Here is a 22,559-nt window from a genome sequence, read left to right on the forward strand (position 1 = left end):
GGCCCCTCGGCAGTTCCTCGGACCAGACACTTTGCCTAAGTAGCTCTTCCACGCTGACCTCCTTGCACGAAGGGGGTCAATTCCTCGTGTCGTCAAGGGGTCAGTTTCTGGTGTCGCCTGACAGCCAATTCGGGGCGGCTCGCAGGATTCGACGCGATTGTCGGAGCGGAGCCACATCCGCCTTGCTGTTCCAGACCAGCGCGGCGAGCTTCAAGTAAGCTCATCCAAAGGTTTGAACGGCGATCCTGCCAGGGGTCGGATTGCCGACGCCAGCATCCACCGACGAAAGAAAACTGATGTCCATTCTCCAAACGAATCCCATCGTCTTCTTTTGGCGGTGGATACGGTACAAGGTCATGAAGTGGCAGATGAAGAACGTGGATCCCATGTACCCCGACATGATCAAGTACGTGAAGGACAAGAACGACTTCGAGTCCACCTACGGCACCGGCTGGTAGGCACCTGGCACCACCCGCCGGTCGCGCGGGCCTGCTGCCAGCCCGCGTGCGGGCGTGCGGGCGTGCGAGTGAGGGGGAACTGGCGAGCCTGCGGAACTCGGGTACGCTTTGCTTTTGCGTCCGATCCGTGAGGCCTCGCCATGAGCATTCCGGTTGATCTGTCCACCCTGGCCGAAGTCCTGGGCCGCTACCGCTTCGCCTACCTGCTCACGTCGAGCGAACGGGGAGCGCCGCATGCCGTCGCCGTCACCGCGGTGCTGCAAGGCGGCGAACTGGTGGTGGCCGAGACCGGGCGCCGCACCCGCGACAACGCCCTGCAGCGGCCCGAGGTGGCCCTCGTGTGGCCGCCGCAGTCGGAGGCGGAGTACTCCCTGATCGTCGACGGAACTGCTGCCGCGGCCGGCGATGGCTTGCGCATCGCGCCGGCGCGCGCCGTGCTGCACCGGCCGTCGGCGCCGCGCCAGCCGGCCACCCCAGGGGCCTGCGGTTCCGACTGCGTGGAGATTGCGTAGACCTCTCGCCGCGGCTTCTCAGGCCGCGTCGTGGAAGATCAATCCGAGGGTCGTGCGCGTGCCGCTGCAGATGCGGCTGACGCCGTGCCGCATGTTGACGCGATGAAAGCCGCGGCTGCCCCGCACGGGCCGATGGCTCACCGCGAACACCGCTGCATCGCCCTGCGCCAGGGGCACGACGAGCGGCCGCGATTGCATCCGCGGCCTTTGTTCGGTCAGCACCAGTTCGCCGCCTTCGAATGCACTTCCGGGCCGCGACAGCAGGATCACGACCTGCAATGGAAAGATGTTCGCACCGTACAGGTCCTGGTGCAGGCAGTTGTAGTCACCCGCACCATAGCGAAGCATCAGCGGCGTGGCACGCGTCTGGCCGGCGGCGTGGCACTGCTGCAGGTATTCGGCGTGCGAGGGCGGGTAGGCGTGCGCGATCCCCAGCATCGCATTCCAGCGGTTCGCAGTTGCGGCGAGGTGTCCATAGAACGCGGTGCGAAGCAGCGACAGCACTTGCGGGAGCGGATAGTCGAAGTACTTGTATTCGCCCCGCCCGAAACCATGCCGTGCCATCACGACTTTGCTGCGAAAGGTGTGCGGGCCAGCGGCGTCGTAGAGGGCCGCCAGGTCTGCGCATTCCGGCGGCGACAGCAACGCCGGCAGCACGGCCACGCCATCCGCATCGAGTTCCGCATGCGCGCGCGTCCAGTCATGGGCGGCCAGGCGCAGTGCCGGTTCGGGCGCATGCCTTGCCGCTGCAGGAATCGGGTCGGGATGGAGAGGGGCCATGAGGTGACGATAGGGCCGCCGCGCTGCGCCGACTCGCCGGAACCGGACACGTCGTTCCGGCGTCGAGGGCGGCAGTGATCGCCTTCGTCTTGCCAGGCCCGCGCACTCGCTACATTGGCACATCTTAGCCACCACGCAAGACGCACATGAACGCTCCACACGCATGCTCCCGGCCTGTCGCCCACGCTCCGGCCCAGCGCCGCACCGCCTTCACGGGCGCTGCCGTCGCGGCGGCCTGGATGATGACGAGCCTCTGCGCGAGCGCGGAACAGATCGGCTCCGTCGACACCGTGTTCAAGTTGATCGGCCCCAACCACAAGATCGTGGTCGAGGCGTACGACGATCCGGCTGTCACCGGCGTCACGTGCCATGTGTCGCGCGCGAAGGCCGGTGGGATCAGCGGCGCCGTCGGGCTGGCGGAGGATCCCAGCGACGCGTCCATCGCCTGTCGTCAGGTGGGCCCTATCTCCTTTCCCCAGCCTCTTGCGCAGCAGCAGGAGGTCTTCAGCGAGCGCACGTCCATCCTGTTCAAGCGCCTGCGCATCGTGCGCATCGTCGACAGCAGACGCAACGCGCTCATCTACCTCACGTACTCGGACAAGCTGATCGAAGGCAGCCCGAAGAACAGCATCACGGCCGTTGCAGTCGACCGCGCTACGCCCATTCCGGTGAAGCGCTGAGGACGGGCGGCTGAACGGATGAAGCTGACCCATTGAACCAGGCTCTGGCATCGGCGACGACTGAGCGAGTTCCGAATCTGGAACTCGCGCGCAACCTCAGCGCCTGAATTCCTCGCACATCTTCGCGGTCTCGGCCGAAGTTTGCAGCTTGCCGTTGGAGCACGCCGAGCGCGCCGCCTGCACGCATTCCGCTGCCGCGACGTCTTCTTCCTGCCGCGTCTGCCTGCGCAGACCGGGGATGACGAAGGGCCGGAAGGTCTTGCCGCACTGGCCGCTGATCTTCGGATCCCGGTTGTCCCGCGCCAGGTCCGTCACGACGTTCCAGGCCCGGTAGGCGACGTCGAACGGCGGCGCCGGTGATTCGCACCGTGCGCCGGGGCTGAGCACCAGGGCGACCGCGAAGGCAGCAGCGGCCCTGCGGCACGCTGCCTTCATGTGCCTCCTCGGGATGGGCTATCAACGATAGCGTGGATCGTTCGGGAACCGGTCGTACATGTTCGCGACGCCGTCGGCATCGCGGTCGTCGGACGGCCCCAGCGCGTAAGTGCCGGCCACATAGGGGAACAGCTGCCCATTCTGCTCGATGTACGCAGGCTGGTTGTTGGCGCCGAGATAGACCGTGCGGCCCCACTGGTCGCGGTAGCTGCCGAACTGGTCGATCGGAATCTGCCGTCCGGCCGCATCGAGCTGGTAGCGCCGCCCATAGGCGTCGGTGTAGATGCCGTTCACGATCGGCACGGGGGCCGATGGCCTGGCGTCGTACGGGACGCCGAAAATGCGCGAGATGGTGTTCCCCACGCTGTCGATGACGTCGGCCTGCGCAATCCCGCCGATCGCGAACGCCCCCACAGCGATGGCGGACAAGATGGTCTTCTTCATGAGCTACTCCTGCGCGGAACGTTCCGCTTGCAGTCATTGCAGCCGGGCGTGCCGCCGCGCGGCAGCGGTGCACCCGCCGACGCCGTGTGCGCAGATTCGCGCCCGACTGTAGGCGCTGCCGCCTGAGCAGGGCTTTTCGGCGATAGTCCGCGCATGCGCAACCCAAGCAGCGTGCCGGCGCGGCTCGACGCGCTCCCCTGGTCTCGGTGGCACTGGCGCGTCGTGCTCGCCCTCGGCGTCGCCTGGGTGCTGGACGGGCTGGAAGTGACCATCGTCGGCTCGATCGGCAGCGTGCTGGAACGCCCGGACACGCTCGCGTTGACGGCCGCCCAGATCGGCTGGTCCGGCTCGGTCTATGTGGCCGGTGCCGTGGCCGGCGCGCTGCTGTTCGGGCGGCTGGCCGACCGGCTCGGGCGCAAGCGCCTGTTCCTGCTCACGCTGCTCGTGTACATGGGCGCGACCGTCGCCACCGCCTTCACGCAGGGATTCGATGGCTTCGCGCTGTGCCGCTTCATCACGGGCGTGGGGATCGGCGGCGAATACGCGGCGATCAATTCGGCCATCGACGAACTGATTCCGGCCCGGGTGCGCGGCCGCGTCAATCTCGCCATCAACGGCAGCTTCTGGATCGGCGCGGCGGCGGGCGCCGTCGTGAGCCTGGTGCTGCTCGATCCGCGCGTGCTCGGGCCGCAGGGCTGGCGCGCCGGCTTCCTGCTCGGGGCGGTGCTGGCCGTGGCGATCCTCCTGGTTCGGCGCCAGGTGCCGGAAAGCCCGCGCTGGCTGCTCGCGCACGGTCGTGCCGGGGAAGCCGAAGCCATCGTGGCGGCGATCGAGCGGGAAGCCGGCGCGTCGAAGGCCGCGTCGGCCGAAACAGGCGCACCTGCTGCGATGAGCTGCTCGCGCGCGGGCGTGGTCCCCTCGCTGCGCGAGGTCGCGCACGTGCTGGTGCGCCGCTATCCGCAGCGCAGCGCCGTCGTGCTGGCCCTCATGGTCTCGCAGGCCTTCTTCTACAACGCCATCTTCTTCACGTACGCGCTGGTGCTCACGCGCTTCTACGCCGTCGACGCCGCGCGTGTCGGCCTGTACATCCTGCCGTTTGCGGCGGGCAACGTGCTGGGGCCGCTGTTGCTGGGGCCCTTGTTCGACCGCGTCGGCCGCCGCGTGATGATCACGCTCACCTACGCGCTGTCGGGCGTGGGCCTGCTCGCGACCGGCGTGGCCTTCCTCTCCGGCGTGCTCGGTGCGGGGACGCAGACCCTGGCGTGGTCGGGCGTGTTCTTCCTCGCCTCGGCCGCTGCGAGCTCCGCCTATCTCACGGTCAGCGAGGTCTTCCCGCTCGAGATGCGCGCCCTGTCGATCTCGATCTTCTATGCGGTCGGCACCGGTGCCGGCGGCTTCGCTGCGCCGGCCCTGTTCGGCGCGCTGATCGAAACCGGCAGCCGGGGGAATGTGTTCATCGGATACGCCGTCGGCGCCGCGCTGGTCATCGTTGCCGCAGGTGTGGCGTGGCGCTACGCCGTCGACGCCGAACGCAAGCCGCTGGAGGAGGTGGCGCCGCCGCTGGGTGGGCTGCGCGATGGTGGCGGCAAGGAGAAGTGACGGAAGCGCCCACCCGTTTCACCCCTGCCGCGTCAGCTGCCGCGCCCGCGCTTCCACCTTCTCGAGGGCACTGGCAAGCACGGCCTGTTCCTCCGCGGTGAGGTCGGACAGCAGGTACTCCTCGCGCGCCTGCACCATGGGCCCGATCTTGCGGTACAGCGCCGTGCCGGCGGGGAGCAGGCGCACGCGCCAGGCGCGGCCATCCTCGGGGTCCGGCGAGCGGGCCACCAGGCCATTGGCTTCGAGCCGTGCGAGTGCGCGGCTCACCTGCATCTTCTCGAGCGTCGTGCGCTCCTTCACGTCGGACGTGCGCACCTCGCCCTGGTCCGCCAGGGCAGAGAGCACCCGCCATTCGTCGCGCGTGAGCGAGAAGCGCTCGCCATACACCTGCGCGGTCGCCAGGCTGACCTGTTCCGCCAGCACGGCCAGGCGGTAGGGGAAGAACTTTTCGAGCTCCATCCGACGAATCGTATCAGCTGTGACGATCTCGCGGGCGCTGCCCGTCGGCGCGGCGGGAAAGGGACCTGCCTGCGGTCGTGGCAGCACGTGCGGATACCGTTCGTCGTTTGTTGATCGCAAACGCACTTGCAGGGAACGGAAGGTGCCGCTAGCATGGTAACTCCCGTTACCAACCAGCCTCGAGGAGTCACCATGAAAGTCCAGCGCATCCACCACGTCGCCTACCGCTGCCGCGACGCCCGCGAGACCGTCGAGTGGTATCGCAAGCACCTGAACATGGAGTTCGTGCTGGCGATCGCCGAAGACCGCGTGCCTTCCACCAAGGCGCCGGACCCGTACATGCACCTGTTCATGGACGCCGGCAACGGGAACGTCCTGGCCTTCTTCGAGATCCCCAACTCCCCGCCCATGGGGCGCGACCCCAGCACGCCGGACTGGGTCCAGCACATCGCCTTCAAGGTGGATGGCGACGAATCCGTCCTGGTGGAAGCCAAGGCGCGCCTGGAAGCGGCCGGCATCGAGGTGGTGGGGATCACCGACCACACGATCTTCAAGTCGATCTACTTCCGCGACCCGAACGGACACCGGCTCGAGCTGGTCGTCGACACGGCGACGCCGGAGCAGAGCAAGATGCTGGACGACGTGAAGTGGGAAATGCTGGAGGAGTGGTCGCGCACGAAGCGCGCCCCCAAGCAGGCAGCGTGGATGCACGAGAAAGAACTGGCGGCCTGAGTCGGCGATGCAGAAGACCTACACCTATCCCGAGTTCGCGTACCGGCAGTCCGAAGAGCAGCGCCTGGGCGTCACGAGGCGCCACCCGGTGGTGATCGTCGGCGCCGGGCCGATCGGATTGACCGCCGCCCTGGAGTGCGCCAGCCGCGGCATCCCCGCCGTGCTGCTGGATGACAACAACACGGTCAGCGTCGGTTCGCGCGCGGTGTGCTACGCCAAGCGGCCCCTGGAGATCTGGGACCGTCTCGGCGTCGGCGAGGCCATGGTGCGCAAGGGCGTGAGCTGGAACGTGGGCAAGGTCTTCTTCCACGACGACCTCGTCTACCAGTTCGACCTGCTGCCGGAAGAGGGGCACAAGATGCCCGCGATGATCAACCTGCAGCAGTACTACCTGGAGGAATTCCTGGTCGAAGCCTGCGATAAGAGCGGCTTGGTGGACCTGCGCTGGAAGCACAAGCTGATCAGCCTGTCGCAGGAAGCCGACCACGCCAGGCTCACCCTGGAAACGCCGGACGGCATCTTCCAGGTGGAGGCGGACTGGGTGATCGCCTGCGACGGCGCCAACAGCGACACGCGCAAGATGGTGGGCGCCGAATTCACCGGCCAGTTCTTCCAGGACCGCTTCCTGATCGCGGACGTCGTGATGAAGGCCGAATTCCCGACGGAGCGCTGGTTCTGGTTCGATCCGCCCTTCCATCGCGGCCAGAGCGTGCTGCTGCACCGGCAATGCGAGAACGTCTGGCGCATCGATTTCCAGCTCGGGTGGGAAGCCGACCCGGCGGAGGAGAAGAAGCCCGAGAACGTGATCCCTCGCATCCAGGCGATGCTCGGGCCGGACGTCGAGTTCGAGCTGGAGTGGGTCTCCGTGTACCAGTTCGCCTGCCGCCGCATCGACAAGTTCCGCTACGACCGCGTGCTGTTCGCCGGCGACGCCGCGCACCAGGTGTCGCCGTTCGGCGCCCGCGGCGCGAACACCGGCGTGCAGGACGTGGACAACCTCGTGTGGAAGCTCAAGCTCGTGCTCGATGGCCAGGCGCCCGAGACGCTGCTCGACTCCTACCACGAGGAGCGCGCGTTCGCCGCCGACGACAACCTGCTGAACTCCACTCGGTCGACGGACTTCATCACGCCCAAGAGCCGCGGCAGCCGCGTGCTGCGCGATGCGGTGCTGCAACTCGCGGAAGAACAGGCGTTCGCGCGCAAGCTCGTGAACAGCGGGCGGCTCTCGACGCCCACGCCTTACGTCGCGTCTTCGCTCAACACACCGGACGAAGAGAGCTTTGCCGGTGCGATGCAGCCCGGGACCAACTGTGCCGACGCGCCGGTGAAGCGCCGGGGCGAGAAGCTCTGGTTCCTGAACCAGCTGCCCGCCGGCTTCGCCCTCGTGGTGTTCGCGCCCGAGGCGCCGCTGCCGCAGGTGAGCATCGGCGACGTGAGCGCGCAGGTCGTGTGCGTGGGCCGCGACTTCAGCGATGCGGAAGGCCTGCTCGGACAACGCTACGACGCCCAGCCCGGCACCGTCTACCTGCTGCGTCCCGACCGCCACGTGGCGGCGCGCTGGCGCAGCTTCGATGCCGCGCGCATCCGCGCCGCGCTGGCGCGCGCCTGCAACCTGAAGGAACCGGCATGACCCTCCAGCTCCAACCCAACATCCCCGACCCGGACGGCTTCTACCAGGAGCTGATCGGCATGCAGCGCGACCTCGACGAGGAGCAGGCGGCGCTGTTCCAGGCGCGGCTCCTTCTCGTGCTGGCGAATCACGTGGGCGACCGCGCGGTGCTGACCGCGGCGATGGAGGTGGCGCGCCGCGCAGGCTGACGCAAAGCGCACGAACAGAAAAACCCCAGCGTCCTGCGACGCTGGGGTTTCTTCGTTGGAGCGGCTCAGGAATGCGCTGGTGACGCGACGATCGTGCCGGCGCACTCGCCGAAGCCGATGCGGCGAAAGCCCTCGCGCTCGCAGGTGCCGCGCAGCATCAGCGTGTCGCCATCGGCGAGGAACGCGCGGGTCTCGCCGTTCGGCAGCCGGATCGGCTCCTTGCCACCGCGCGTGAGCTCCAGCAGCGACCCGGCCTGGTCCGCGCCCGGGCCGGACAAGGTGCCCGATCCGAACAGGTCCCCTGCCTGCAGGTTGCAGCCACCGCTGGTGTGGTGCGCCACCAGTTGCGCGGGCGTCCAGAAAGCGGCCTCGTCCGCGCGTCCGCTCGAAATTCGCACGGCCGGCTCGCCGGCGGCGCGCATCGCCGCCGTCTGCAGCCAGGTCTCCAGCCGCACTGCCAGCGCTCCTTGCTCGCGCGTCGCACGCGAGTCCAGGTAGGGCAGCGGTTCTTCCGAGCCGGCAGGCCGCTGCAGGGGCGCGCGGAAGGGCGCGAGCGCCTCCATCGTCACCACCCAGGGCGAAAGGGTGCTGGCGAAGTTCTTGGACAGGAAGGGCCCGAGCGGCTGGTATTCCCAGGACTGGATGTCGCGCGCGGACCAGTCGTTGAAGAGCGTCACGCCGAACAGGTGGTCTTCCGCGGCGTCGATCGCGATCGGCTCGCCCAGCGCGTTGGGAGCGCCGATGAGGAATCCCAGTTCCACTTCGTAGTCGAGCCGTTGGCAGGGGCCGAAGGAGGGCCTCTGCGCTTCGGCGGCCTTGGTCTGCCCGAGCGGGCGGCGGATGGGCGTGCCGCTGGCGACGATGGACGAACTGCGGCCGTGATAGCCGATCGGCACCCACTGGTAGTTGGGCAGCAGTGGGTTGTCGGGGCGGAACAGGCGGCCCACGGACGTCGCGTGGTGGATGCCCGTGTAGAAGTCGGTGTAGTCGCCGATCGCGCACGGCACGGTGAGTTCGATCCCGGACTGCGGCACGAGGCAGCGCTCCAGCGCCTGTTGCTGCGAGCTGCCGGTAGTCAATGCCTGCGACAGCGCGGCCCGCAGCGCGCGGCGCGGGCCGGGGGCCGCCGCCATGACGGTGTTGAGGTCGCCTGCAGCCAGCGCGTCCAGCGCGCTGGCCAGTGCCGGCGGCCACGCGCCGTGCTCGCGCGCAGCGCGCAGGTCCAGCACCTGGTCGCCGATCGCCACGCCGATGCGCCACGGCTCGCCCGTGCCGCAGCGGCGGAAGCGCCCGAACGGCAGGTTCTGGAGCGGGAAGTCGGTGGCGGCGTCGTTGGCCGACGCGACCCAGCTGCGCAGCGCCGGGTCGTGCGTGGCGTCGATGGACATCGTCAATCCAGCTTGATGCCGGCCGACTGCACCAGCTTGCCCCAGCGGTCGCGTTCCTGCCGCGTGAAGGAGGCCATCTGCTGCGGCGTGCCGGGCATGGCTTCGAGACCCAGCGCCTGGAAGCGCGCCTTGACGGGCGTCGAGTCGAGCGCAGCCTGCAGCGCCTTGGCGTACTTCGCCACCGCATCGGCCGGCGTGCCGGCCGGCACCACCAGGCCTTGCCATGCGTACGCGGTGAAGTCCGTGAGGCCCTGCTCCGTCAGCGTGGGGATGTCCGGCATCGTCGCGAGCCGCGCCGGGCTGGCGACGCCGAGGGCGCGCAGCTTGCCGGCGGCGACGTACTGCTGCACGCTGGCCGTGTCGATGAGGCCGAAGGGCACCTGGCCGCCCAGCAGGTCCTGCACCGCCGGCGCGGCGCCCTTGTAGGCCACGTGCTGCAGCTTCAGGCCACTGCGTTCACGCAGCAGTTCGCCGGCGAGATGGTGCGGGCTGCCGATGCCCGCGGAGGCGAAGCTCACCGGATTGGCCTGCGCCTTGGCCCAGGCGACGAACTCCTTGAAGTTCTTGGCCGGGACATTGGGATTCACCACCAGCAGCAGCGGGAAACGCGCCAGCATGCCGACCGGGATGAAGTCCTTCTCCGCGTTGTAGGGCAGCTTGGAGAACAGCCAGGGGTTGGCCGCCAGCGTGGCGAAGTCCGCCGTGAACAGCATGTGGCCGGCGTCGCGCGTGCTCGCCACATAGCCGGCGGCGATGTTGGTGGCCGCACCGGGCTTGTTGTTGATGATGATCGTCTGGCCCAGGGTCTTGCCCATGGCCTCGGCGACCGTGCGGGCCACCACGTCGGAGCCGCCGCCTGCGGCGTAGCCCACCACCCATTCGATCGGGCGGTTGTCCTGCGCCAGGAGCGCCGTGGGCGCGGCCGCCAGGGCCGCCACGGCCGTCAGCACGCTGCGGCGGGAAAGGTTCTTCAGGTTCACGGTCTCTGTCTCCTCGGGTGGTCGAAAGGTTGGGGCGATGCGGGGGCTTCAGCCCTCGAGCGCGGCCCACATCTGGCGGTCGCGCTCGGCCGTCCAGATGCGCGGGTCGGGGTACTGCGTGACTTCGTCGTAGCAGCGCGTCACGTCGAAAGGCATGCAATGGTCGAAGATGACCCAGTTGCCGTAGCGCGGCCTGAGCTGGGCCACGACGTCGCGGTACACGGCCTTCAGGTCCTTGCCGGCCTTCGCGCCGGCCTGCACCAGTTCGTGCACGTCGCTGATGAAGGCGCGCGTGCCGGCCAGCCCGCGCGAGACCTGCTCGCGCGTCGTGAGGGCGGCACCGCGGCCGGGCACCAGCGCCACCGGATCGAGCTGGGCGAGCTTGTCGAGCGTCTGCGGCCAGTCGCGGAAGTAGGCGTCGCCGGCGTAGGGCGTCGCATCGAACTCCACCAGGTCGCCGGAGAAGAGGACGCGCTGCTGCGGCAGCCAGGCCACCGTGTCGCCCTTGGTGTGCCCGCGTCCGAGCTGCAGCAGCTGCACTTCGACCTTGCCGAGCCAGATGGACATCCGGCCCTCGAAGGTCATGGTGGGCCAGGTCAGGCCTTCCGGCACCGATTCGGCGGCGCGGAACAGGCGCGGGAAGCGCCCGATCTCGCTGGCCTTGTCCTGCTCGCCGCGCTCCACGATCAGGTCGTAGGTGTCGCGGCTGGCGACGATGTGCTCCGGGTCGTAGCCGGAGGCACCGAGCACGCGCACGGCGTGATAGTGGCTCAGCACGACGTACTTGATCGGCTTGTCCGTGACTTCGCGGATGCGGCGGACCACGTCCTGCGCCATCACCGGGGTGGCCTGGGTGTCGATCACCATCACGGCGTCGTCGCCGACGATCACGCCGGTGTTCGGGTCGCCTTCCGCCGTGTACGCGTAGGCGTTCGGCGAGAGCTGGACGAAGCTGACCTTCTTTTCTTCGAGGTCGGCCTGGGAGGCAAAGGCTTTGGTGCGCATGGGGGAGTCGGTCCTGATTTGCTGATTGCAAACGCGTTTGCGGAATCATAGCGGTCCGGCGCGAGGGTTGTCAAACGCGTTTGCAATGAACAAAATCAGGGGATGCCCGCATCTGCCAGGAACCAGCCCGCCGCCGAAGAGGCCGAAGACAGCCGCCGCGCGGTGCAGTCCGTGGAGGTCGGGGGCCGGCTGCTGCTTGCCCTGGCCGAGAGCCCGGGCGCCCTGCCGCTCAAGGAGCTCGCCGCGCGCGCCGGGCTGGTGGCGTCGCGGGCGCACCCTTACCTCGTGAGCTTCCAGCGGCTCGGGCTGGTGGAGCAGGAGGCGGGGAGTGGCTACTACGCGCTGGGTGCGGCGGCCCTGCAGATCGGCCTGGCCTGCCTGCACCAGCTCGATCCGCTCAAGGCCGCCGAACCGGCGGCGCAGGAGCTGGCCCACAGCACCGGCTACGCCGTGGCGATCGCGGTCTGGGGAAACTTCGGGCCGACGATCGTGCGCCTGATCGAGGCGCAGCAACCCTTGCACATCATGCTGCGGGTGGGCAGCGTGATGTCCGTGCTCGGCACGGCGACGGGGCGGGCGTTCGCGGCCGCACTGCCGACCGACATGCTCGAGCGCGCGGTGACGCTTTCACAAGGCCAGGAAGTCGGCGCCACGCGCGTCGGCGCCAAGGCTTGGCGCAAGGAAGTCGAGGAGGTCGCCGCGGAAGTGAAGCGCCACGGCGTCTCGCGTGCAGCGGGACGGCCGATCCCGGGCGTGAATGCGTTCAGCGCCGCGGCCTTCGACCACGAGGGCCATTGCGCGCTGGTGCTCACCGCCCTCGATCACGAGGACCGGCTCAAGGCGGACTGGAACGGCGCCGGCGCGCGTGCAGTGCGCGATGCAGCGGCGGCCATCACGCGACGGCTCGGCGGCGCCGCGGCTCGGTAGACGCCCATTCGGCACCCCCCGCGCAGGCAGGGGTCCAGAGCACGCGCGCAGCGCGTGCACGCAACAGCAGCGACAATTGCCACCAATGTCTTCCGGTGTGCTTCAAGCGGCCCTCGCGTACGCGATGTGGGGCCTGTTCCCGCTGTACTTCCACCTCGTGTCGGCTGTCGCACCACTGGAGATCGTGCTCCAGCGCTCGCTGTGGTCCCTGGCGTTCGTGCTCGTGCTGCTCACGGTGCTGCGGCGCTGGACCTGGTTGCGGGGCGTCGTGCGACGCCCCAGGACCGTGGCCACGTTCGCACTGAGCGCGCTGCTGCTTTCGGCCAACTGGCTGGTCTATGTCTGGGCGGTCAACCACGGCCGCGTCGTCGATTCGAGCCTGGGTTACTTCATCACGCCTCTTTTCAACGTGCTGCTCGGCTACTTCGTGCTGCAGGAGCGGCCGCGCCGCGCCCAGTGGTGCGCGCTTTCCGTAGCGGCCGCTGGTGTGCTGTGGCTGGCCATCGTCGCCGGCTCGCTGCCGTGGGTCGGGCTGGTCCTTGCCGCCACCTTCGGGATCTACGGCTTGATGCGCAAGACCGCGCCGCTCGGTGCGCTCGAGGGCCTGGCGCTCGAGACGCTGCTGCTCGCACCCCTCGCTGCGGGCCTGCTCGCCTGGCAAACGTCGCACACCGGCAGCACCGTGGGCGGTGACGTCGCATTGCTGGGTCTCCTGGCCTTGTCGGGCCCGCTGACCGTCCTGCCCCTGCTGCTTTTTGCCGCGGGGGCCCGGCGCATCCCGCTGACGACGCTGGGCCTGCTGCAATACATCGGCCCCACCATCCAGTTCGCGCTCGGCGTGTGGTTGTTCCACGAGCCGTTCGCCGGACTGCGTCTTGTCGGCTTCGTGTTGATCTGGCTGGCGCTGGTGATCTACACCGCGGAAAGCTGGGTGGCGATGCGACGGCGCCGCTCGATGGAACCCGTCACTGCCGAGGCGCGGGCCTGAGTCGCGCGCGCCGGCACGCGACGGCCCTGCTCAGCGCAGCGCCCGCGCCAGGAGGAAGCCGAGCGAGAACGCCGCGGCCAGGCAGGTGAGCGGCTTGTTCAGCACGCGCTCGCGCAAGTGCTCGCCGGCGCCGCTGAACGCCGAGTCCCTGGAGCGGATCGGCGCGAGAGCGAAGGTGTTGATGCGTTCGCCATCCGGCTGCCCGTCGAGCGGCGCCACGCTGGCGACCGGAATCACGGCGACGGGCTCGTCGCTGTCGACCTCCGGCACCGGGATGGAAGAGGCGAGGGTTGCGGGGGAGCTCGATTTCATGGGGGTCCGTCCTGGCTGCTTCGCTCGAGTCTAGGACCGCTGGCGCTACGGCCGTGTAGGCGCACGCCGGTTGTGGCGCTTCGCCGTGATGCGCAGGTGCCGGCCGTCACTCCGGCCGGAGCACGGCCCGCACGAGGCGTCGCGCCAGCGGGCCGACAAGCAGCACGATCGGGAAGGCCAGTAGCCACGCTGCAAGCCATGACCTGGCCCAGAGCCTCGGGAATCCCGCCCCGATGCCGCTCGCGAGCCCGGCGGAGACTCCCGAGACCACGAGCGACATCAGCCCCGAGAGGACCAGGCCGAACAGGACCGGCTCGAACTTCCTCGGAATCATGCTGCCGCCTCCGCTTCCGGCGCGCAGGTCATGCACGACAGCGCGCCCGCGATGTTGGCTCCGAACATTCGCGCCGTCTTGAGATCGCCCGGCGCGAAGCCACCCGCGCCCGGACCGGAATGCCCGGCCTGCGCCATCAGGCCCGACCAGGAACCCAGCCGGTTGGCGGCCTGGTCTTCGGGGATCCCGGCGTGCTGCTCGGGGAGGATGGCGTTGCCCACCCAGAACATGCCGTGCTGCATGGCGAACACGAACATCGACATCAGCGTCGACTGCTTGTCGCCCGAAGGCAGGGCAGAGACGGTGAAGCCCGAGGCGAGCCGGCCCTTCAGCGCGTGCGATTTCCAGAGCCGGCCGGTCGCGTCCATGAACGACTTGAACGTGCCCGAGACGCCGCCCAGGTAGGTGGGCGATCCGAAGACGAAGCCGTCGAACGCCAGCAGACGCTCGGGCGCGGCGACCAGGTCCTCGGCTCTCAGCAAGGTGGTCTGCACCCCTGGCGCCGTCCTCGCGCCTTCGGCGACGAGTTCCGCGATGCGGCGGGTGTTGCCGTGGGCACTGTGGTAGATGACTGCGAGCTTCTTCACTGGAAGGGTCCTTTGTGTGGGGTGGATTTCGGGGACGGGTTCCTCATCGCGAGATCCAGGCGAGGAGGAGGGCGGACAGGTAGAGACCCAGTCCGAACACAGCGTGGTTGGCCAGGCTGCGGGCCCGGTTCCTGGCCGGCGCCGGCGTCTTCGAAGCGGCGATGCCCGCGCCCATCGCGGGCTGCATGAGGAGCCAGGGCGCGGCGACCGTCGCAAGGCCGACGGCGAGCGCTGGCACCAGGGAGGGGGTGCGCGTCCACTCGAGGCCGAAGAGGGCGACGAGGACGGCGGCAAAGGCAACGCCGCTCGCGTAGTGCGTCAGCCACCCGAGCGCCAGTTCGCCCCGGACCGGAGCGGCCTTGCCGATCGACGCATGCAGGAAGACGCCGCGGGGCCAGTGCCCGACCCATCGGCCGAGCAGGGCGAAGTCGAGGGTGGCGACGCCGAGCCGGCCGAGCAGGGCCAGCCAAAGGTCCATGGCGGCTGTGGCGCCGACGCCGATGAGGGCGGTGCGGGCGACGTGTTCGATGGTGAGGTTCATGGGGGTTCCTGGTTGACGGGAAGCAGTCCGGCCGCCACTATGCAAGTTCAAGTCGACTTGAGGTCAAGAGGTTTGTTCATGGACATCGCCGAAGTCGCCAGGCGGTCCGGCGTGCCGGCTTCCGCGCTGCGCTACTACGAGGAAAAGGGGCTGATCGCCTCGATGGGACGCGCCGGCCTGCGCAGGACCTTCCCCGAGCTGGTGCTGGACCAGCTCTCGCTCATCGCGCTGGGCCAGGCAGCCGGCTTCTCCCTCGACGAGATCAAGGGCATGTTCTCCGCCCGCGGGCGCGCCAACATCGATCGCGCGGCCCTGGTGGCCAAGGCCGACGAGATCGACCTCACCATCCAGCGGCTGCAGGCGCTGAGCAAGGGCTTGCGCCATGCGGCGGTGTGCCCGGCCGCGAACCACTCCGAATGCCCCACCTTCCAGCGCCTTCTGCGGGCTGCCGGGGCGGGAAAGCTTGCCCCGGCAGCGAGGAAGCGCACCGTCTCGCCCGCCAGGAAGGCCGGCGCGGCGAAATCAGCAGGGAAACCATGATCGAAGCATTTCCCCACCACTATCGCGCGCACGGTGCAGGAACGCCCGAAGGCGCAGTGCGCGTCGAGGCCGCCGGCCTGCCGGCGATCGAGACGCTGCCGCCACCGCAGTTCGGCGGGCCGGAGGGCTATTGGTCGCCCGAAAGCCTGCTCTTGTCCGCCGTGGCCGATTGCTACGTGCTGTCCTTCCGCTCCGTGGCGCATGCGTCCAGGCTGCAGTGGATCGACCTGCAGGTGGATGTGGACGGCGTGCTCGATCGCGTGGACGGCATCGTGCGCTTCACGCACCTCACGCTCTCGGCGTGCCTGACCGCGGCGGAGGGCAGCAGCGCCACGCTGGCACTCACCGTCCTCAAAAAAGCCAAGTCGCTGTGCCTCGTCAGCAACTCCCTGATTGCGGAAAGCGTGTTGGTGCCCGACGTGCGCATCGGGGGCGAGGCTGGGCCGCGCTGAGCAGGCAAGCCGTTGGAAACAGGGCGCTCGAAACAGCGAGGCTGGCGCGTTGCGGCAGAACCACCCAGGGACCCTGGGGCTTCTCGCATCTTGTGCGGCACGTGCCCGGCGAGACCCGTAATCTCCGCAACGAGCAAGGAATCGGCCCGTCCTGCGCCGCAGGGCCGCGCGCGCACGCTCTCCGAGAGATGTCACCAACAACCCGCCGAGTTCTTCAAGCCGTCCTGTACGAGCTGGTCGCGATCGCCGCCGTGGGACCGGCACTGAGCCTGGCCTTCCACGAGCCGCAGACCTCCACCTTCGCCCTCGCCGTCGTGCTCTCCACCATTGCACTGGCGTGGAACTACGTCTTCAACTGGATCTTCGAGCGCTGGGAATCGCGACAAGGCGTCGGCGGCCGTTCACTGGCGAGGCGGCTTGCCCACGGCGCCGGCTTCGAGGGCGGCCTGGCGGTGATCCTCGTCCCGGTCATGTCGCTCTGGCTGGATATTTCCCCGTCGGCAGCCTTCGTGGCCAACCTGGGGCTCCTCGTGTTCTTCTTCGTCTACGCCATCGCGTTCACCTGGGCCTTCGATCGGGCTTTCGGGCTGCCGGCGTCGGCGGTGAAGAACGCGCCGAAGGGCGTCGACGCGTAGCAGGCCTGCACGCCGAAAACGGCGTGCAGGCTTGCGTCTCATCGAACGCTGACGCGCGCGCCCGGCGCAATGATCGGGGGCGCTGCGTTGAGCGTGTGCATGGCGAAACCGGCCGCTGCCTTGTAGCGCGCCATGTAGGCCTCGCGCTCCGCGGCGGGTATGACCTTCTCGATGTCGTCGAACACGCCGCCGCAGCGCTCGTCCACCAATCCCAGCAGGCCGAACGGGCCGGCGCCGCGGTTGCGCAGCACCAGCGCCGAGATGTCGGCGCACAGCTTGGCGTCGTAGGTGCGCAGCGCCGCCGGGGTGACACCGTGTTCCACCAGCGCGGCACCCAGCACCCGCGCATCGACGATGGCCTGGCTGGCGCCGTTGGAGCCCACCGGGTACATCACGTGGGCAGCGTCGCCCATGAGCGCCACCCGGCCATCGACCCACGTGGAAACGGGGTCGCGATCGATCATCGGATACTCGAACACCTGCGTGGCGCCGCGCAGCATGGCGGGAACGTCGAGCCAACCGAAGTCCCAGCCTTCGAAGTGGTGGATGAACTCGGCCACGTCTACCCGCCGGTTCCAGTCGCCTTGCGTCCAGCCCTCGCGGTTGTCCACCGTGATCTCCGCGATCCAGTTGATGGTGGCCAGCCCGCTCGCGGGGTCGGGCTGCGAGATGGGGTAGAACACGACCCGGTGCTTCAAGCTGCCGAGGCCCACGAACGAGGCGCCGGTGCGGATCGGCACGCCCGGTGTGGTGCCGCGCCACATGATCGCGCCGCCCCAGTGGATCGGCGGCTGCTCCGGATGCATCTGCGCACGCACGGCGGAGTGCAGCCCGTCGGCGGCGATCAGCAGCGCGCCTGCTGCTTCGAGGCGGCGGCCGTCGCGGGTCTCGATGGACGCGACCACGCCCTCGGGCTCGTTGCGGTAGCCGGTGACGCGGTGCCCCAGCCGAACGGCGTCCGGCCCGAGCCGCTCCAGCACCGTGCGATGCAGCAGCATCTGCAACTCGCCCCGGTGGACCGAATACTGGGGCCAGCGATAGCCGGCTGCCAGGCCGCGGGGCTCGGCGTAGATGTCCTTGCCGTTGCGCCCGACCAGCGCCCATTCGCGAGCCTGGATGCCGATCGTGTCCAACGTGCGATCGGCGAGGCCCAGCTCGAACAGCTCGCGCACCGCATTCGGCTGCAGGTTGATGCCGACGCCCAGCGGCTGGAGTTGTGCGACCGCCTCGAACACGATGCACGGCACCCCGATCTGGTGGAGCGTGAGCGCGAGGCTCAGACCCGCAATGCCGCCGCCGGCGACCAGGACGGGAGATTGCAGCGAGTGATGCAGGCCGGTCATGCGGGGCATTGTCCCCGATCGAGGGGGCGCAGGAGCGCGGGTCGCCTTCAGGGCACTCGCGCCGTCGTGGCCCACAACGAAGCTATTGCCCGTAGCGAGGATTGACCGATCGCTTCTCGGCCATGTCGCGCACGAGGTAGCGAACCGCACGCTTCCAGGATTCATCCTCGTTTCCGCGCATGTCCACCGACTTGCTGAAGATGACCTTGCCGGCGGGCACGTCGAAGATCTGCACGTTGAAGTTGAGGATCAGCTCACTGACCTTCTGCACCCACGGGGTCATGACGAGATCGACGCCGAGTTGCTGCCCGACCTGCGCGGCGCAGTCGTCGCAGCGGTAGAAGAACTCCTGCTGCGCGCGCAGGTTCTCCTGCAGGGCCTGGGCGGGGTCCGGGTCGACCACCCGATAGAGCCCGCGTCCGCGCAGCTCCTCGCGCAGTTGGAGCAAGGCATTGCGCAGGCGCACCTCCTGGGCGGACTTCGTCGCCGGATTGTTCTGGTCGTCGAGCAGTTCCACCTGCAGCACCGCGATGCTCCGAAGGCCGGGCGCGGGCGCGGGCGTGGGCGCCTGCGCGATTGCGTGCGGCGCGCCGAGCCAGAGGGCGGCAGCCGATCCAAGCACCATCCTGCGCCCGATGTCCATCTGCTTTCCTCCCGAGGAAGTCACGCGCCGCCGAGGCCGCCATCATTCCCCAAGCCTGACGCGTCGGTCAACGGTTCGTGCGGCTCACTGCGCCGTGATGCCGGCGACCTTCATCATTTTCTCGGCCAGCACGATCTCCGACTGGAGGCTGTGGGCGTACTCATCGGACTTGCTGGCCACGACGGCGGCCCCATTGGCCTCCAGCCGGGCGCGCACGGAGGGGTCCGCCAGGGCCTTCTGCAGGGCTTCGCTCACGCGCTGCACGATGGGCGCAGGCGTGCCGGCGGGGAGGGACAGGCCACCGAAGGAAACCAGCGTCACGCCGGGGATGCCGGCCTCCGCCAGCGTCGGGACTTCGGGCAGTCGCGGGTTGCGCGTCGGCGCGGTGATCGCTAGCGCCTTCAGCTTGCCGGCCGCGATGTGGGGCAGCGACACCGAACTGATCGTGAGCGCGAAGTCGACCTGCTTTCCCAGCACCGCATTCGCCGATTCGGAAGCGCCCTTGTAAGGCACGTGCAGCGCCTGCGCCCCGGTGCTCCTGAGGATCAGTTCCGCACCCATGTGCGCCGGGGTGCCGACACCGCCGGACGCGTACGACAGCTTGCCTGGTTGCTTGCGCGCACGTTCGATGAGTTCCTTCGCGCTGTGGATGCCGGAGTCCGCCGCGACCACCAGCACGACGTCGGAGCGCGTGATCCCGCCGACGTGGATGAAGTCCTTCATCACATCGTAGCCCGGCTTGCGGTACATGCGCATGTTGGTGGCCATCGGCGTCGCGGAGTACACCCAGGTGTAGCCGTCCGCCGGCGAGCGCGCGGCGATCTGCGCACCGAGATTGCCGGCGGCGCCGCCCTTGTTCTCCACCACCACGGGCTGCTTGAGGATGTCCGAGAGCGCCTCCGCGGTGATGCGCACGGTGATGTCCGGGGCGGTGCCGGCCAGGTAGGGCACGATCCACTTGATCGGGCGTGAGGGAAAGGCCTCCTGCGCCACGGCGGCACCGGTCAGCGCGAGGCCGGCGGCTGCCAGCACCAGGTTGCGTCGGATGGTCTGCATGCTTGTCTCCTTGATTTCGTGTCGGGTCTTAGCGGACGGCAGCCCCGAGCAGCTCGCGGGCGATGGTGTTGCGCTGGATCTCGCTCGTGCCGGTCAGCACGCGGTACATGCGAAGCAGCCGGAACAGGAACTCCACGCGGCTGCCCTGCACGATGCCCTCGCCGCCGTGCACCTGCACCGCGCGGTCGGCGATGCGGAAGGCAGTCTCGGAGCAGAACAGCTTGGCCATCGAAGCCTCGGCGCGCGCGTCGCCGCCGTGGTCCAGCGTGCGTGCCACGCTGAGCATGAGTGCACGTGCGGCGAGGAGTTCCGTCGCCATGTCGGCCAGCAGGTGCTGCACCGCCTGGAACGTGCCGATCGGCTGGCCGAACTGGCGGCGCCGTACGGCGTGCGCCAGCGAGTCTTCCAGCGCCAGTCGGGCCAGGCCCAGCATCGCGGGACAGTGCAGCAGGCGATTCACCGTGATGCGTCCGAGCGCCAGGGCGAGACCGCGGCCGCGCTCCCCGATCTGGTTGGCCGCGGGGACGCGGCAGTCGGTCAGCACGATGTTGCCGGTGTGCGTCTGCCCCGCCATGGTCCTGTACCCCGCTTCCACGCGGAAGCCCGGGCGATCGCGTTCGACGAAGAACGCCGTCGTCTCGCGCACGGCCGGGTCCTGGCTCGTCGAGCAGATGATCACGGCGAAGTCGCAGAAGGGCGAGCCCGAGATGAAGCGCTTGGTGCCATTCAGGATGAAGCTGTCGCCGTCCTGCACGGCACGGGTCTGCAGCGCGCCCGCGTCCGAACCCGCCTCCGGTTCGGTGATCGCGAAGCAGATCGCCTTCTCCGCCCGCGCCACCGGCAGGATGAAGCGCTCCATCTGGTCCGGCGTTGCCTGCTTCGCCAGCGCGCCCACACGCGGCGGGCCGGTCAGTTCGCCCAGGATGTGCGGTGCAAATGGGGACCCGCTGGCGTAGATCGCTTCCTTGATCAGTGCGTGGTCCAGGATGCTGAAGCCGGCCCCGCCCAACTCCTTGGGCAGGGTGACGCCGTAGAAGCCCAGGTCGCGCGAGCGCTTCCAGACCTGTTCCAGCACGGCGCGCGGCGCGCCGCTCTCGCTGGTGATGCCGTGCCCGCTGGCGAGCGGATCCAGCTCCTCGCGCACGAAGGTCTCGACACGTGAGATGAAGTCGCGCGCGGCGTCCGAGCCTTCGAAGGGCGGCAGCGGCGCGCGCAGCGCCGGGGTGGAGGTATGCATGCAGCGCTCCTCAGTTGACGCGCCGCTCGCGGCCGCGCCAGTAGTGTTCCCGCACGTCCTTGCGCGACAGCTTGCCGTTGCCGTTCTTCGGCAGCTGCGGCACGAAGTCGACGGAGCGCGGGCGCTTGAAGTCCGCCAGGCGGCCGCGGCAGAACTCCATGATCTCCTCGTCCCGTGCGCTGGCTCCTTCGCGCAGCACCACGACGGCCTTCACCGTCTCGCCCCAGTGATCGTCAGGCACGCCGACCACGCACACTTCGTAGATCGCGGGGTGCTGCGCCAGCACGGACTCGATCTCGCTCGGGTAGATGTTGAAGCCGCCGGACACGAGCATTTCCTTCTTGCGGTCGACGATGTAGATGTAGCCTTCGTCGTCCACGCGCGCGAGGTCGCCCGTGCGCAGCCATCCATGGGCGTCGAGCGCCGCCTGCGTCTGCTCGGGTGCGCGCCAGTAGCCGGCAAAGACGTCCGGCCCGCGCACGCAGATCTCGCCGATGGCGTCGCGGCTGACGGGATGGCCGGCGTCGTCCAGCACCTGTACGTCGGATTCGCACAGCGGACGGCCGCAGGCCGACAGCAGTTCGGGGCGATCGCCCTCGATGGCGCTTGCATGGTCGGCGATGCTCAGGCCGACGACGCCGCCGGTCGTCTCGCCGGCGCCGTAGCCTTGCGCCAGCACGGGCCCGAAGGCGGCCCAAGCCTCGCGGATGCGTGCCGGTGACATCGGCGCAGCTCCGTAGCTCAGGAGGCGCAGGCTGGACAGGTCGCGCGTACGGAGGCTGGGCTCGGCCAGCAACGCGTGGATCATGGCCGGCACCAGGAAGGCCATCGTCACGCGGTGCTTCTCGATCGCCGCCAGGTAGTCGGCCGGCCGGAAGCCCTCCAGCAGCAGGATGGTCGCACCCTGGAACAGCATCGGCTGGATGAACATGCCGCTGGCATGCGTGATGGGGCCCGACAGGAGCAACACGTCGCCGGGGCCGGCGTGCATGCGGCCCATGGTCACCTTTCGCAAGGAGGCCATGCGGTTGCCCACGGTCTGCATCGCCGCCTTCAGCTTGCCGGTGGATCCGGAGGTGTAGTGCAGCACGGCCAGTTCGTCGGGCTGCATTTCCTCGTGGAAATGCGAGTCGGGGGAGCCGGCAAGGAGGTCCTCGTACGACAACCAGCCGCGATCCGCGTCCGCAGCGGCAGGATCGAAGGCGATGCGGTGCTGCAGGGAAGCCACCTCACGGGACGCTTCATCCACCATGGCGCGGTGCTCGGGACCGGCCAGGCAGGCGATCGGCTCGGCGTTCGCGAGCGCATCCGCCAATTCCTGCGGCGCGAGCCGGGAGTTCAGCGCCACCTTGACCAGACCTGCCTTGTAGAGCGCGCATTCCAGCTCCACGATCTCGGGGCGATTGGGCGAAACGACCGCGACCCGGTCGCCTCGCTTCAGCCCGAGCGCCTTCAGCGCGTGCGCGAGGCGGTTCGAGCGTTCTTCCAGCGCACGGTAGCTGAGTGCGCCGTCGCGGAACAGGACTGCCGGCCGCTCGGGCCAGAAGCGCGCGCTGCGCGCGATGTACATGCCGAGGTTCACGGGCGGGCCTCTCCGCGGCGGGGGCTGTGCGTCATGGTCTTGTCTCCTTGGTGTGCCCGAAGTCTAGGAAGCAAGGACCGGCCTGCGGATAA

The 22,559-nt window shown here is 69.0% G+C and carries 27 protein-coding genes; 11 read left to right on the plus strand and 16 right to left on the minus strand.

Going from position 1 to position 22,559, the window contains the following annotated elements; genetic code table 11:
• Positions 1–598: 598 nt before the first annotated feature.
• Positions 599–970, plus strand: coding sequence for a hypothetical protein (locus JI746_RS02945; RefSeq protein ID WP_201687308.1), 372 nt, complete (start codon positions 599–601; stop codon positions 968–970).
• Positions 971–988: 18 nt separating this feature from the next.
• Here the strand turns inward: JI746_RS02945 and JI746_RS02950 are convergent, their stop codons facing one another.
• Entirely contained in the window at positions 989–1,750 is a 762-nt protein-coding gene (locus JI746_RS02950; RefSeq protein ID WP_201687309.1) for a 2OG-Fe(II) oxygenase, read from the minus strand.
• 239 nt (positions 1,751–1,989) lie between these two features.
• On the opposite strand from JI746_RS02950, the gene JI746_RS02955 reads away from it, so the two are divergent.
• Positions 1,990–2,430: a CreA family protein gene (locus JI746_RS02955; RefSeq protein WP_201687746.1), complete on the plus strand. Its 441-nt coding sequence runs from the start codon at positions 1,990–1,992 to the stop codon at positions 2,428–2,430.
• Between the two features lie 96 nt (positions 2,431–2,526).
• Here the strand turns inward: JI746_RS02955 and JI746_RS02960 are convergent, their stop codons facing one another.
• Together JI746_RS02960 and JI746_RS02965 are read right to left on the minus strand one after the other, a co-directional pair.
• Positions 2,527–2,865, minus strand: a complete 339-nt coding sequence (locus JI746_RS02960) for a hypothetical protein (protein WP_201687310.1) — start codon at positions 2,863–2,865, stop codon at positions 2,527–2,529.
• 21 nt (positions 2,866–2,886) lie between these two features.
• Entirely contained in the window at positions 2,887–3,309 is a 423-nt protein-coding gene (locus tag JI746_RS02965) for a hypothetical protein (protein ID WP_201687311.1), read from the minus strand.
• A gap of 153 nt (positions 3,310–3,462) precedes the next feature.
• Between JI746_RS02965 and JI746_RS02970 the strand changes: the two genes are divergently transcribed.
• A complete protein-coding gene (locus JI746_RS02970; RefSeq protein WP_201687312.1) occupies positions 3,463–4,908 on the plus strand; it encodes an MFS transporter in 1,446 nt (481 codons plus the stop codon).
• A gap of 18 nt (positions 4,909–4,926) precedes the next feature.
• Here JI746_RS02970 and JI746_RS02975 read toward each other — a convergent pair whose 3' ends face one another.
• Positions 4,927–5,367, minus strand: coding sequence for a MarR family winged helix-turn-helix transcriptional regulator (locus tag JI746_RS02975; RefSeq protein WP_201687313.1), 441 nt, complete (start codon positions 5,365–5,367; stop codon positions 4,927–4,929).
• Between the two features lie 192 nt (positions 5,368–5,559).
• Here JI746_RS02975 and JI746_RS02980 point away from each other — a divergent pair, with 192 nt between their 5' ends.
• From JI746_RS02980 to JI746_RS02990, 3 genes are read left to right on the plus strand one after another with little or no spacing between them, the layout of a single operon-like run.
• A complete protein-coding gene (locus JI746_RS02980; protein WP_201687314.1) occupies positions 5,560–6,099 on the plus strand; it encodes a VOC family protein in 540 nt (179 codons plus the stop codon).
• 7 nt (positions 6,100–6,106) lie between these two features.
• A complete protein-coding gene (locus JI746_RS02985; protein WP_201687315.1) occupies positions 6,107–7,729 on the plus strand; it encodes an FAD-dependent oxidoreductase in 1,623 nt (540 codons plus the stop codon).
• Complete coding sequence (locus tag JI746_RS02990) at positions 7,726–7,917, plus strand: DUF2783 domain-containing protein (RefSeq protein ID WP_201687316.1); 192 nt, start codon at positions 7,726–7,728, stop codon at positions 7,915–7,917. The genes JI746_RS02985 and JI746_RS02990 overlap by 4 nt, the downstream gene beginning before the upstream one ends.
• 65 nt (positions 7,918–7,982) lie before the next feature.
• On the opposite strand, the gene fahA is transcribed toward JI746_RS02990, so the two are convergent.
• Genes fahA through JI746_RS03005 form a run of 3 tightly spaced genes read right to left on the minus strand, consistent with a single transcriptional unit; the run spans position 7,983 to position 11,290 of the window.
• On the minus strand, positions 7,983–9,305 hold the full coding sequence (fahA, locus tag JI746_RS02995; protein ID WP_201687317.1) for a fumarylacetoacetase: 1,323 nt from the start codon (positions 9,303–9,305) through the stop codon (positions 7,983–7,985).
• 2 nt (positions 9,306–9,307) lie between these two features.
• Entirely contained in the window at positions 9,308–10,285 is a 978-nt protein-coding gene (locus JI746_RS03000; protein ID WP_201687318.1) for a Bug family tripartite tricarboxylate transporter substrate binding protein, read from the minus strand.
• A 48-nt stretch (positions 10,286–10,333) separates the two neighbouring features.
• The gene (locus JI746_RS03005) at positions 10,334–11,290 is read right to left on the minus strand and encodes an MBL fold metallo-hydrolase (protein WP_201687319.1); all 957 of its coding nucleotides are present in this window, start codon (positions 11,288–11,290) and stop codon (positions 10,334–10,336) included.
• 102 nt (positions 11,291–11,392) lie between these two features.
• Between JI746_RS03005 and JI746_RS03010 the strand changes: the two genes are divergently transcribed.
• Entirely contained in the window at positions 11,393–12,217 is an 825-nt protein-coding gene (locus tag JI746_RS03010; RefSeq protein ID WP_201687320.1) for an IclR family transcriptional regulator, read from the plus strand.
• A gap of 85 nt (positions 12,218–12,302) precedes the next feature.
• On the plus strand, positions 12,303–13,205 hold the full coding sequence (gene rarD, locus JI746_RS03015; protein WP_201687321.1) for an EamA family transporter RarD: 903 nt from the start codon (positions 12,303–12,305) through the stop codon (positions 13,203–13,205).
• Between the two features lie 30 nt (positions 13,206–13,235).
• Here rarD and JI746_RS03020 read toward each other — a convergent pair whose 3' ends face one another.
• The 4 genes from JI746_RS03020 to JI746_RS03035 all read right to left on the minus strand — a co-directional run bounded on the left by JI746_RS03020 (position 13,236) and on the right by JI746_RS03035 (position 14,979).
• The gene (locus JI746_RS03020; RefSeq protein ID WP_201687322.1) at positions 13,236–13,517 is read right to left on the minus strand and encodes a hypothetical protein; all 282 of its coding nucleotides are present in this window, start codon (positions 13,515–13,517) and stop codon (positions 13,236–13,238) included.
• A gap of 106 nt (positions 13,518–13,623) precedes the next feature.
• Positions 13,624–13,851, minus strand: a complete 228-nt coding sequence (locus tag JI746_RS03025) for a DUF2798 domain-containing protein (protein WP_201687323.1) — start codon at positions 13,849–13,851, stop codon at positions 13,624–13,626.
• Complete coding sequence (locus JI746_RS03030; protein ID WP_201687324.1) at positions 13,848–14,438, minus strand: flavodoxin family protein; 591 nt, start codon at positions 14,436–14,438, stop codon at positions 13,848–13,850. Before JI746_RS03030 ends, JI746_RS03025 begins: the two co-directional genes overlap by 4 nt.
• Before the next feature lie 43 nt (positions 14,439–14,481).
• Complete coding sequence (locus tag JI746_RS03035; RefSeq protein ID WP_201687325.1) at positions 14,482–14,979, minus strand: DUF2938 domain-containing protein; 498 nt, start codon at positions 14,977–14,979, stop codon at positions 14,482–14,484.
• A gap of 78 nt (positions 14,980–15,057) precedes the next feature.
• On the opposite strand from JI746_RS03035, the gene JI746_RS03040 reads away from it, so the two are divergent.
• The 3 genes from JI746_RS03040 (at position 15,058) to JI746_RS03050 (ending at position 16,606) form a co-directional block, all read left to right on the plus strand.
• Positions 15,058–15,519, plus strand: a complete 462-nt coding sequence (locus JI746_RS03040; protein WP_201687326.1) for a helix-turn-helix domain-containing protein — start codon at positions 15,058–15,060, stop codon at positions 15,517–15,519.
• A complete protein-coding gene (locus JI746_RS03045) occupies positions 15,516–15,971 on the plus strand; it encodes an OsmC family protein (RefSeq protein ID WP_201687327.1) in 456 nt (151 codons plus the stop codon). The genes JI746_RS03040 and JI746_RS03045 overlap by 4 nt, the downstream gene beginning before the upstream one ends.
• A 188-nt stretch (positions 15,972–16,159) precedes the next feature.
• Positions 16,160–16,606, plus strand: a complete 447-nt coding sequence (locus tag JI746_RS03050; RefSeq protein WP_201687328.1) for a PACE efflux transporter — start codon at positions 16,160–16,162, stop codon at positions 16,604–16,606.
• Positions 16,607–16,644: 38 nt separating this feature from the next.
• On the opposite strand, the gene JI746_RS03055 is transcribed toward JI746_RS03050, so the two are convergent.
• The 5 genes from JI746_RS03055 to JI746_RS03075 all read right to left on the minus strand — a co-directional run bounded on the left by JI746_RS03055 (position 16,645) and on the right by JI746_RS03075 (position 22,467).
• Entirely contained in the window at positions 16,645–17,949 is a 1,305-nt protein-coding gene (locus JI746_RS03055) for a flavin-dependent oxidoreductase (protein WP_201687329.1), read from the minus strand.
• Between the two features lie 82 nt (positions 17,950–18,031).
• Positions 18,032–18,592 (minus strand): DUF3280 domain-containing protein, encoded by a 561-nt coding sequence (locus JI746_RS03060; RefSeq protein ID WP_201687330.1) that lies wholly within the window; start codon positions 18,590–18,592, stop codon positions 18,032–18,034.
• Between the two features lie 84 nt (positions 18,593–18,676).
• Positions 18,677–19,648 carry a Bug family tripartite tricarboxylate transporter substrate binding protein gene (locus JI746_RS03065; RefSeq protein WP_201687331.1) on the minus strand — a complete coding sequence of 324 codons (972 nt, stop codon included), beginning with the start codon at positions 19,646–19,648 and terminating at the stop codon, positions 18,677–18,679.
• Between the two features lie 28 nt (positions 19,649–19,676).
• Positions 19,677–20,885, minus strand: a complete 1,209-nt coding sequence (locus JI746_RS03070) for an acyl-CoA dehydrogenase family protein (protein WP_201687332.1) — start codon at positions 20,883–20,885, stop codon at positions 19,677–19,679.
• A 10-nt stretch (positions 20,886–20,895) separates the two neighbouring features.
• Positions 20,896–22,467 (minus strand): AMP-binding protein, encoded by a 1,572-nt coding sequence (locus JI746_RS03075; RefSeq protein WP_408004073.1) that lies wholly within the window; start codon positions 22,465–22,467, stop codon positions 20,896–20,898.
• Positions 22,468–22,559 lie beyond the last annotated feature (92 nt).

The organism is Ramlibacter alkalitolerans (assembly GCF_016722765.1).
Classification (GTDB): domain Bacteria; phylum Pseudomonadota; class Gammaproteobacteria; order Burkholderiales; family Burkholderiaceae_C; genus Ramlibacter; species Ramlibacter alkalitolerans.

Excerpts from the sequence above, each read along its gene's own strand:
- JI746_RS02945 (WP_201687308.1), top strand. The coding sequence starts at position 599 with ATGAGCATTCCGGTTGATCTGTCCACCCTGGCCGAAGTCCTGGGCCGC.
- JI746_RS02950 (WP_201687309.1), bottom strand. The coding sequence starts at position 1,750 with ATGGCCCCTCTCCATCCCGACCCGATTCCTGCAGCGGCAAGGCATGCG.
- JI746_RS02955 (WP_201687746.1), top strand. The coding sequence starts at position 1,990 with ATGATGACGAGCCTCTGCGCGAGCGCGGAACAGATCGGCTCCGTCGAC.
- JI746_RS02960 (WP_201687310.1), bottom strand. The coding sequence starts at position 2,865 with ATGAAGGCAGCGTGCCGCAGGGCCGCTGCTGCCTTCGCGGTCGCCCTG.
- JI746_RS02965 (WP_201687311.1), bottom strand. The coding sequence starts at position 3,309 with ATGAAGAAGACCATCTTGTCCGCCATCGCTGTGGGGGCGTTCGCGATC.
- JI746_RS02970 (WP_201687312.1), top strand. The coding sequence starts at position 3,463 with ATGCGCAACCCAAGCAGCGTGCCGGCGCGGCTCGACGCGCTCCCCTGG.
- JI746_RS02975 (WP_201687313.1), bottom strand. The coding sequence starts at position 5,367 with ATGGAGCTCGAAAAGTTCTTCCCCTACCGCCTGGCCGTGCTGGCGGAA.
- JI746_RS02980 (WP_201687314.1), top strand. The coding sequence starts at position 5,560 with ATGAAAGTCCAGCGCATCCACCACGTCGCCTACCGCTGCCGCGACGCC.
- JI746_RS02985 (WP_201687315.1), top strand. The coding sequence starts at position 6,107 with ATGCAGAAGACCTACACCTATCCCGAGTTCGCGTACCGGCAGTCCGAA.
- JI746_RS02990 (WP_201687316.1), top strand. The coding sequence starts at position 7,726 with ATGACCCTCCAGCTCCAACCCAACATCCCCGACCCGGACGGCTTCTAC.
- fahA (WP_201687317.1), bottom strand. The coding sequence starts at position 9,305 with ATGTCCATCGACGCCACGCACGACCCGGCGCTGCGCAGCTGGGTCGCG.
- JI746_RS03005 (WP_201687319.1), bottom strand. The coding sequence starts at position 11,290 with ATGCGCACCAAAGCCTTTGCCTCCCAGGCCGACCTCGAAGAAAAGAAG.
- JI746_RS03010 (WP_201687320.1), top strand. The coding sequence starts at position 11,393 with ATGCCCGCATCTGCCAGGAACCAGCCCGCCGCCGAAGAGGCCGAAGAC.
- rarD (WP_201687321.1), top strand. The coding sequence starts at position 12,303 with ATGTCTTCCGGTGTGCTTCAAGCGGCCCTCGCGTACGCGATGTGGGGC.
- JI746_RS03020 (WP_201687322.1), bottom strand. The coding sequence starts at position 13,517 with ATGAAATCGAGCTCCCCCGCAACCCTCGCCTCTTCCATCCCGGTGCCG.
- JI746_RS03025 (WP_201687323.1), bottom strand. The coding sequence starts at position 13,851 with ATGATTCCGAGGAAGTTCGAGCCGGTCCTGTTCGGCCTGGTCCTCTCG.
- JI746_RS03035 (WP_201687325.1), bottom strand. The coding sequence starts at position 14,979 with ATGAACCTCACCATCGAACACGTCGCCCGCACCGCCCTCATCGGCGTC.
- JI746_RS03040 (WP_201687326.1), top strand. The coding sequence starts at position 15,058 with ATGGACATCGCCGAAGTCGCCAGGCGGTCCGGCGTGCCGGCTTCCGCG.
- JI746_RS03045 (WP_201687327.1), top strand. The coding sequence starts at position 15,516 with ATGATCGAAGCATTTCCCCACCACTATCGCGCGCACGGTGCAGGAACG.
- JI746_RS03050 (WP_201687328.1), top strand. The coding sequence starts at position 16,160 with ATGTCACCAACAACCCGCCGAGTTCTTCAAGCCGTCCTGTACGAGCTG.
- JI746_RS03055 (WP_201687329.1), bottom strand. The coding sequence starts at position 17,949 with ATGACCGGCCTGCATCACTCGCTGCAATCTCCCGTCCTGGTCGCCGGC.
- JI746_RS03060 (WP_201687330.1), bottom strand. The coding sequence starts at position 18,592 with ATGGACATCGGGCGCAGGATGGTGCTTGGATCGGCTGCCGCCCTCTGG.
- JI746_RS03065 (WP_201687331.1), bottom strand. The coding sequence starts at position 19,648 with ATGCAGACCATCCGACGCAACCTGGTGCTGGCAGCCGCCGGCCTCGCG.
- JI746_RS03070 (WP_201687332.1), bottom strand. The coding sequence starts at position 20,885 with ATGCATACCTCCACCCCGGCGCTGCGCGCGCCGCTGCCGCCCTTCGAA.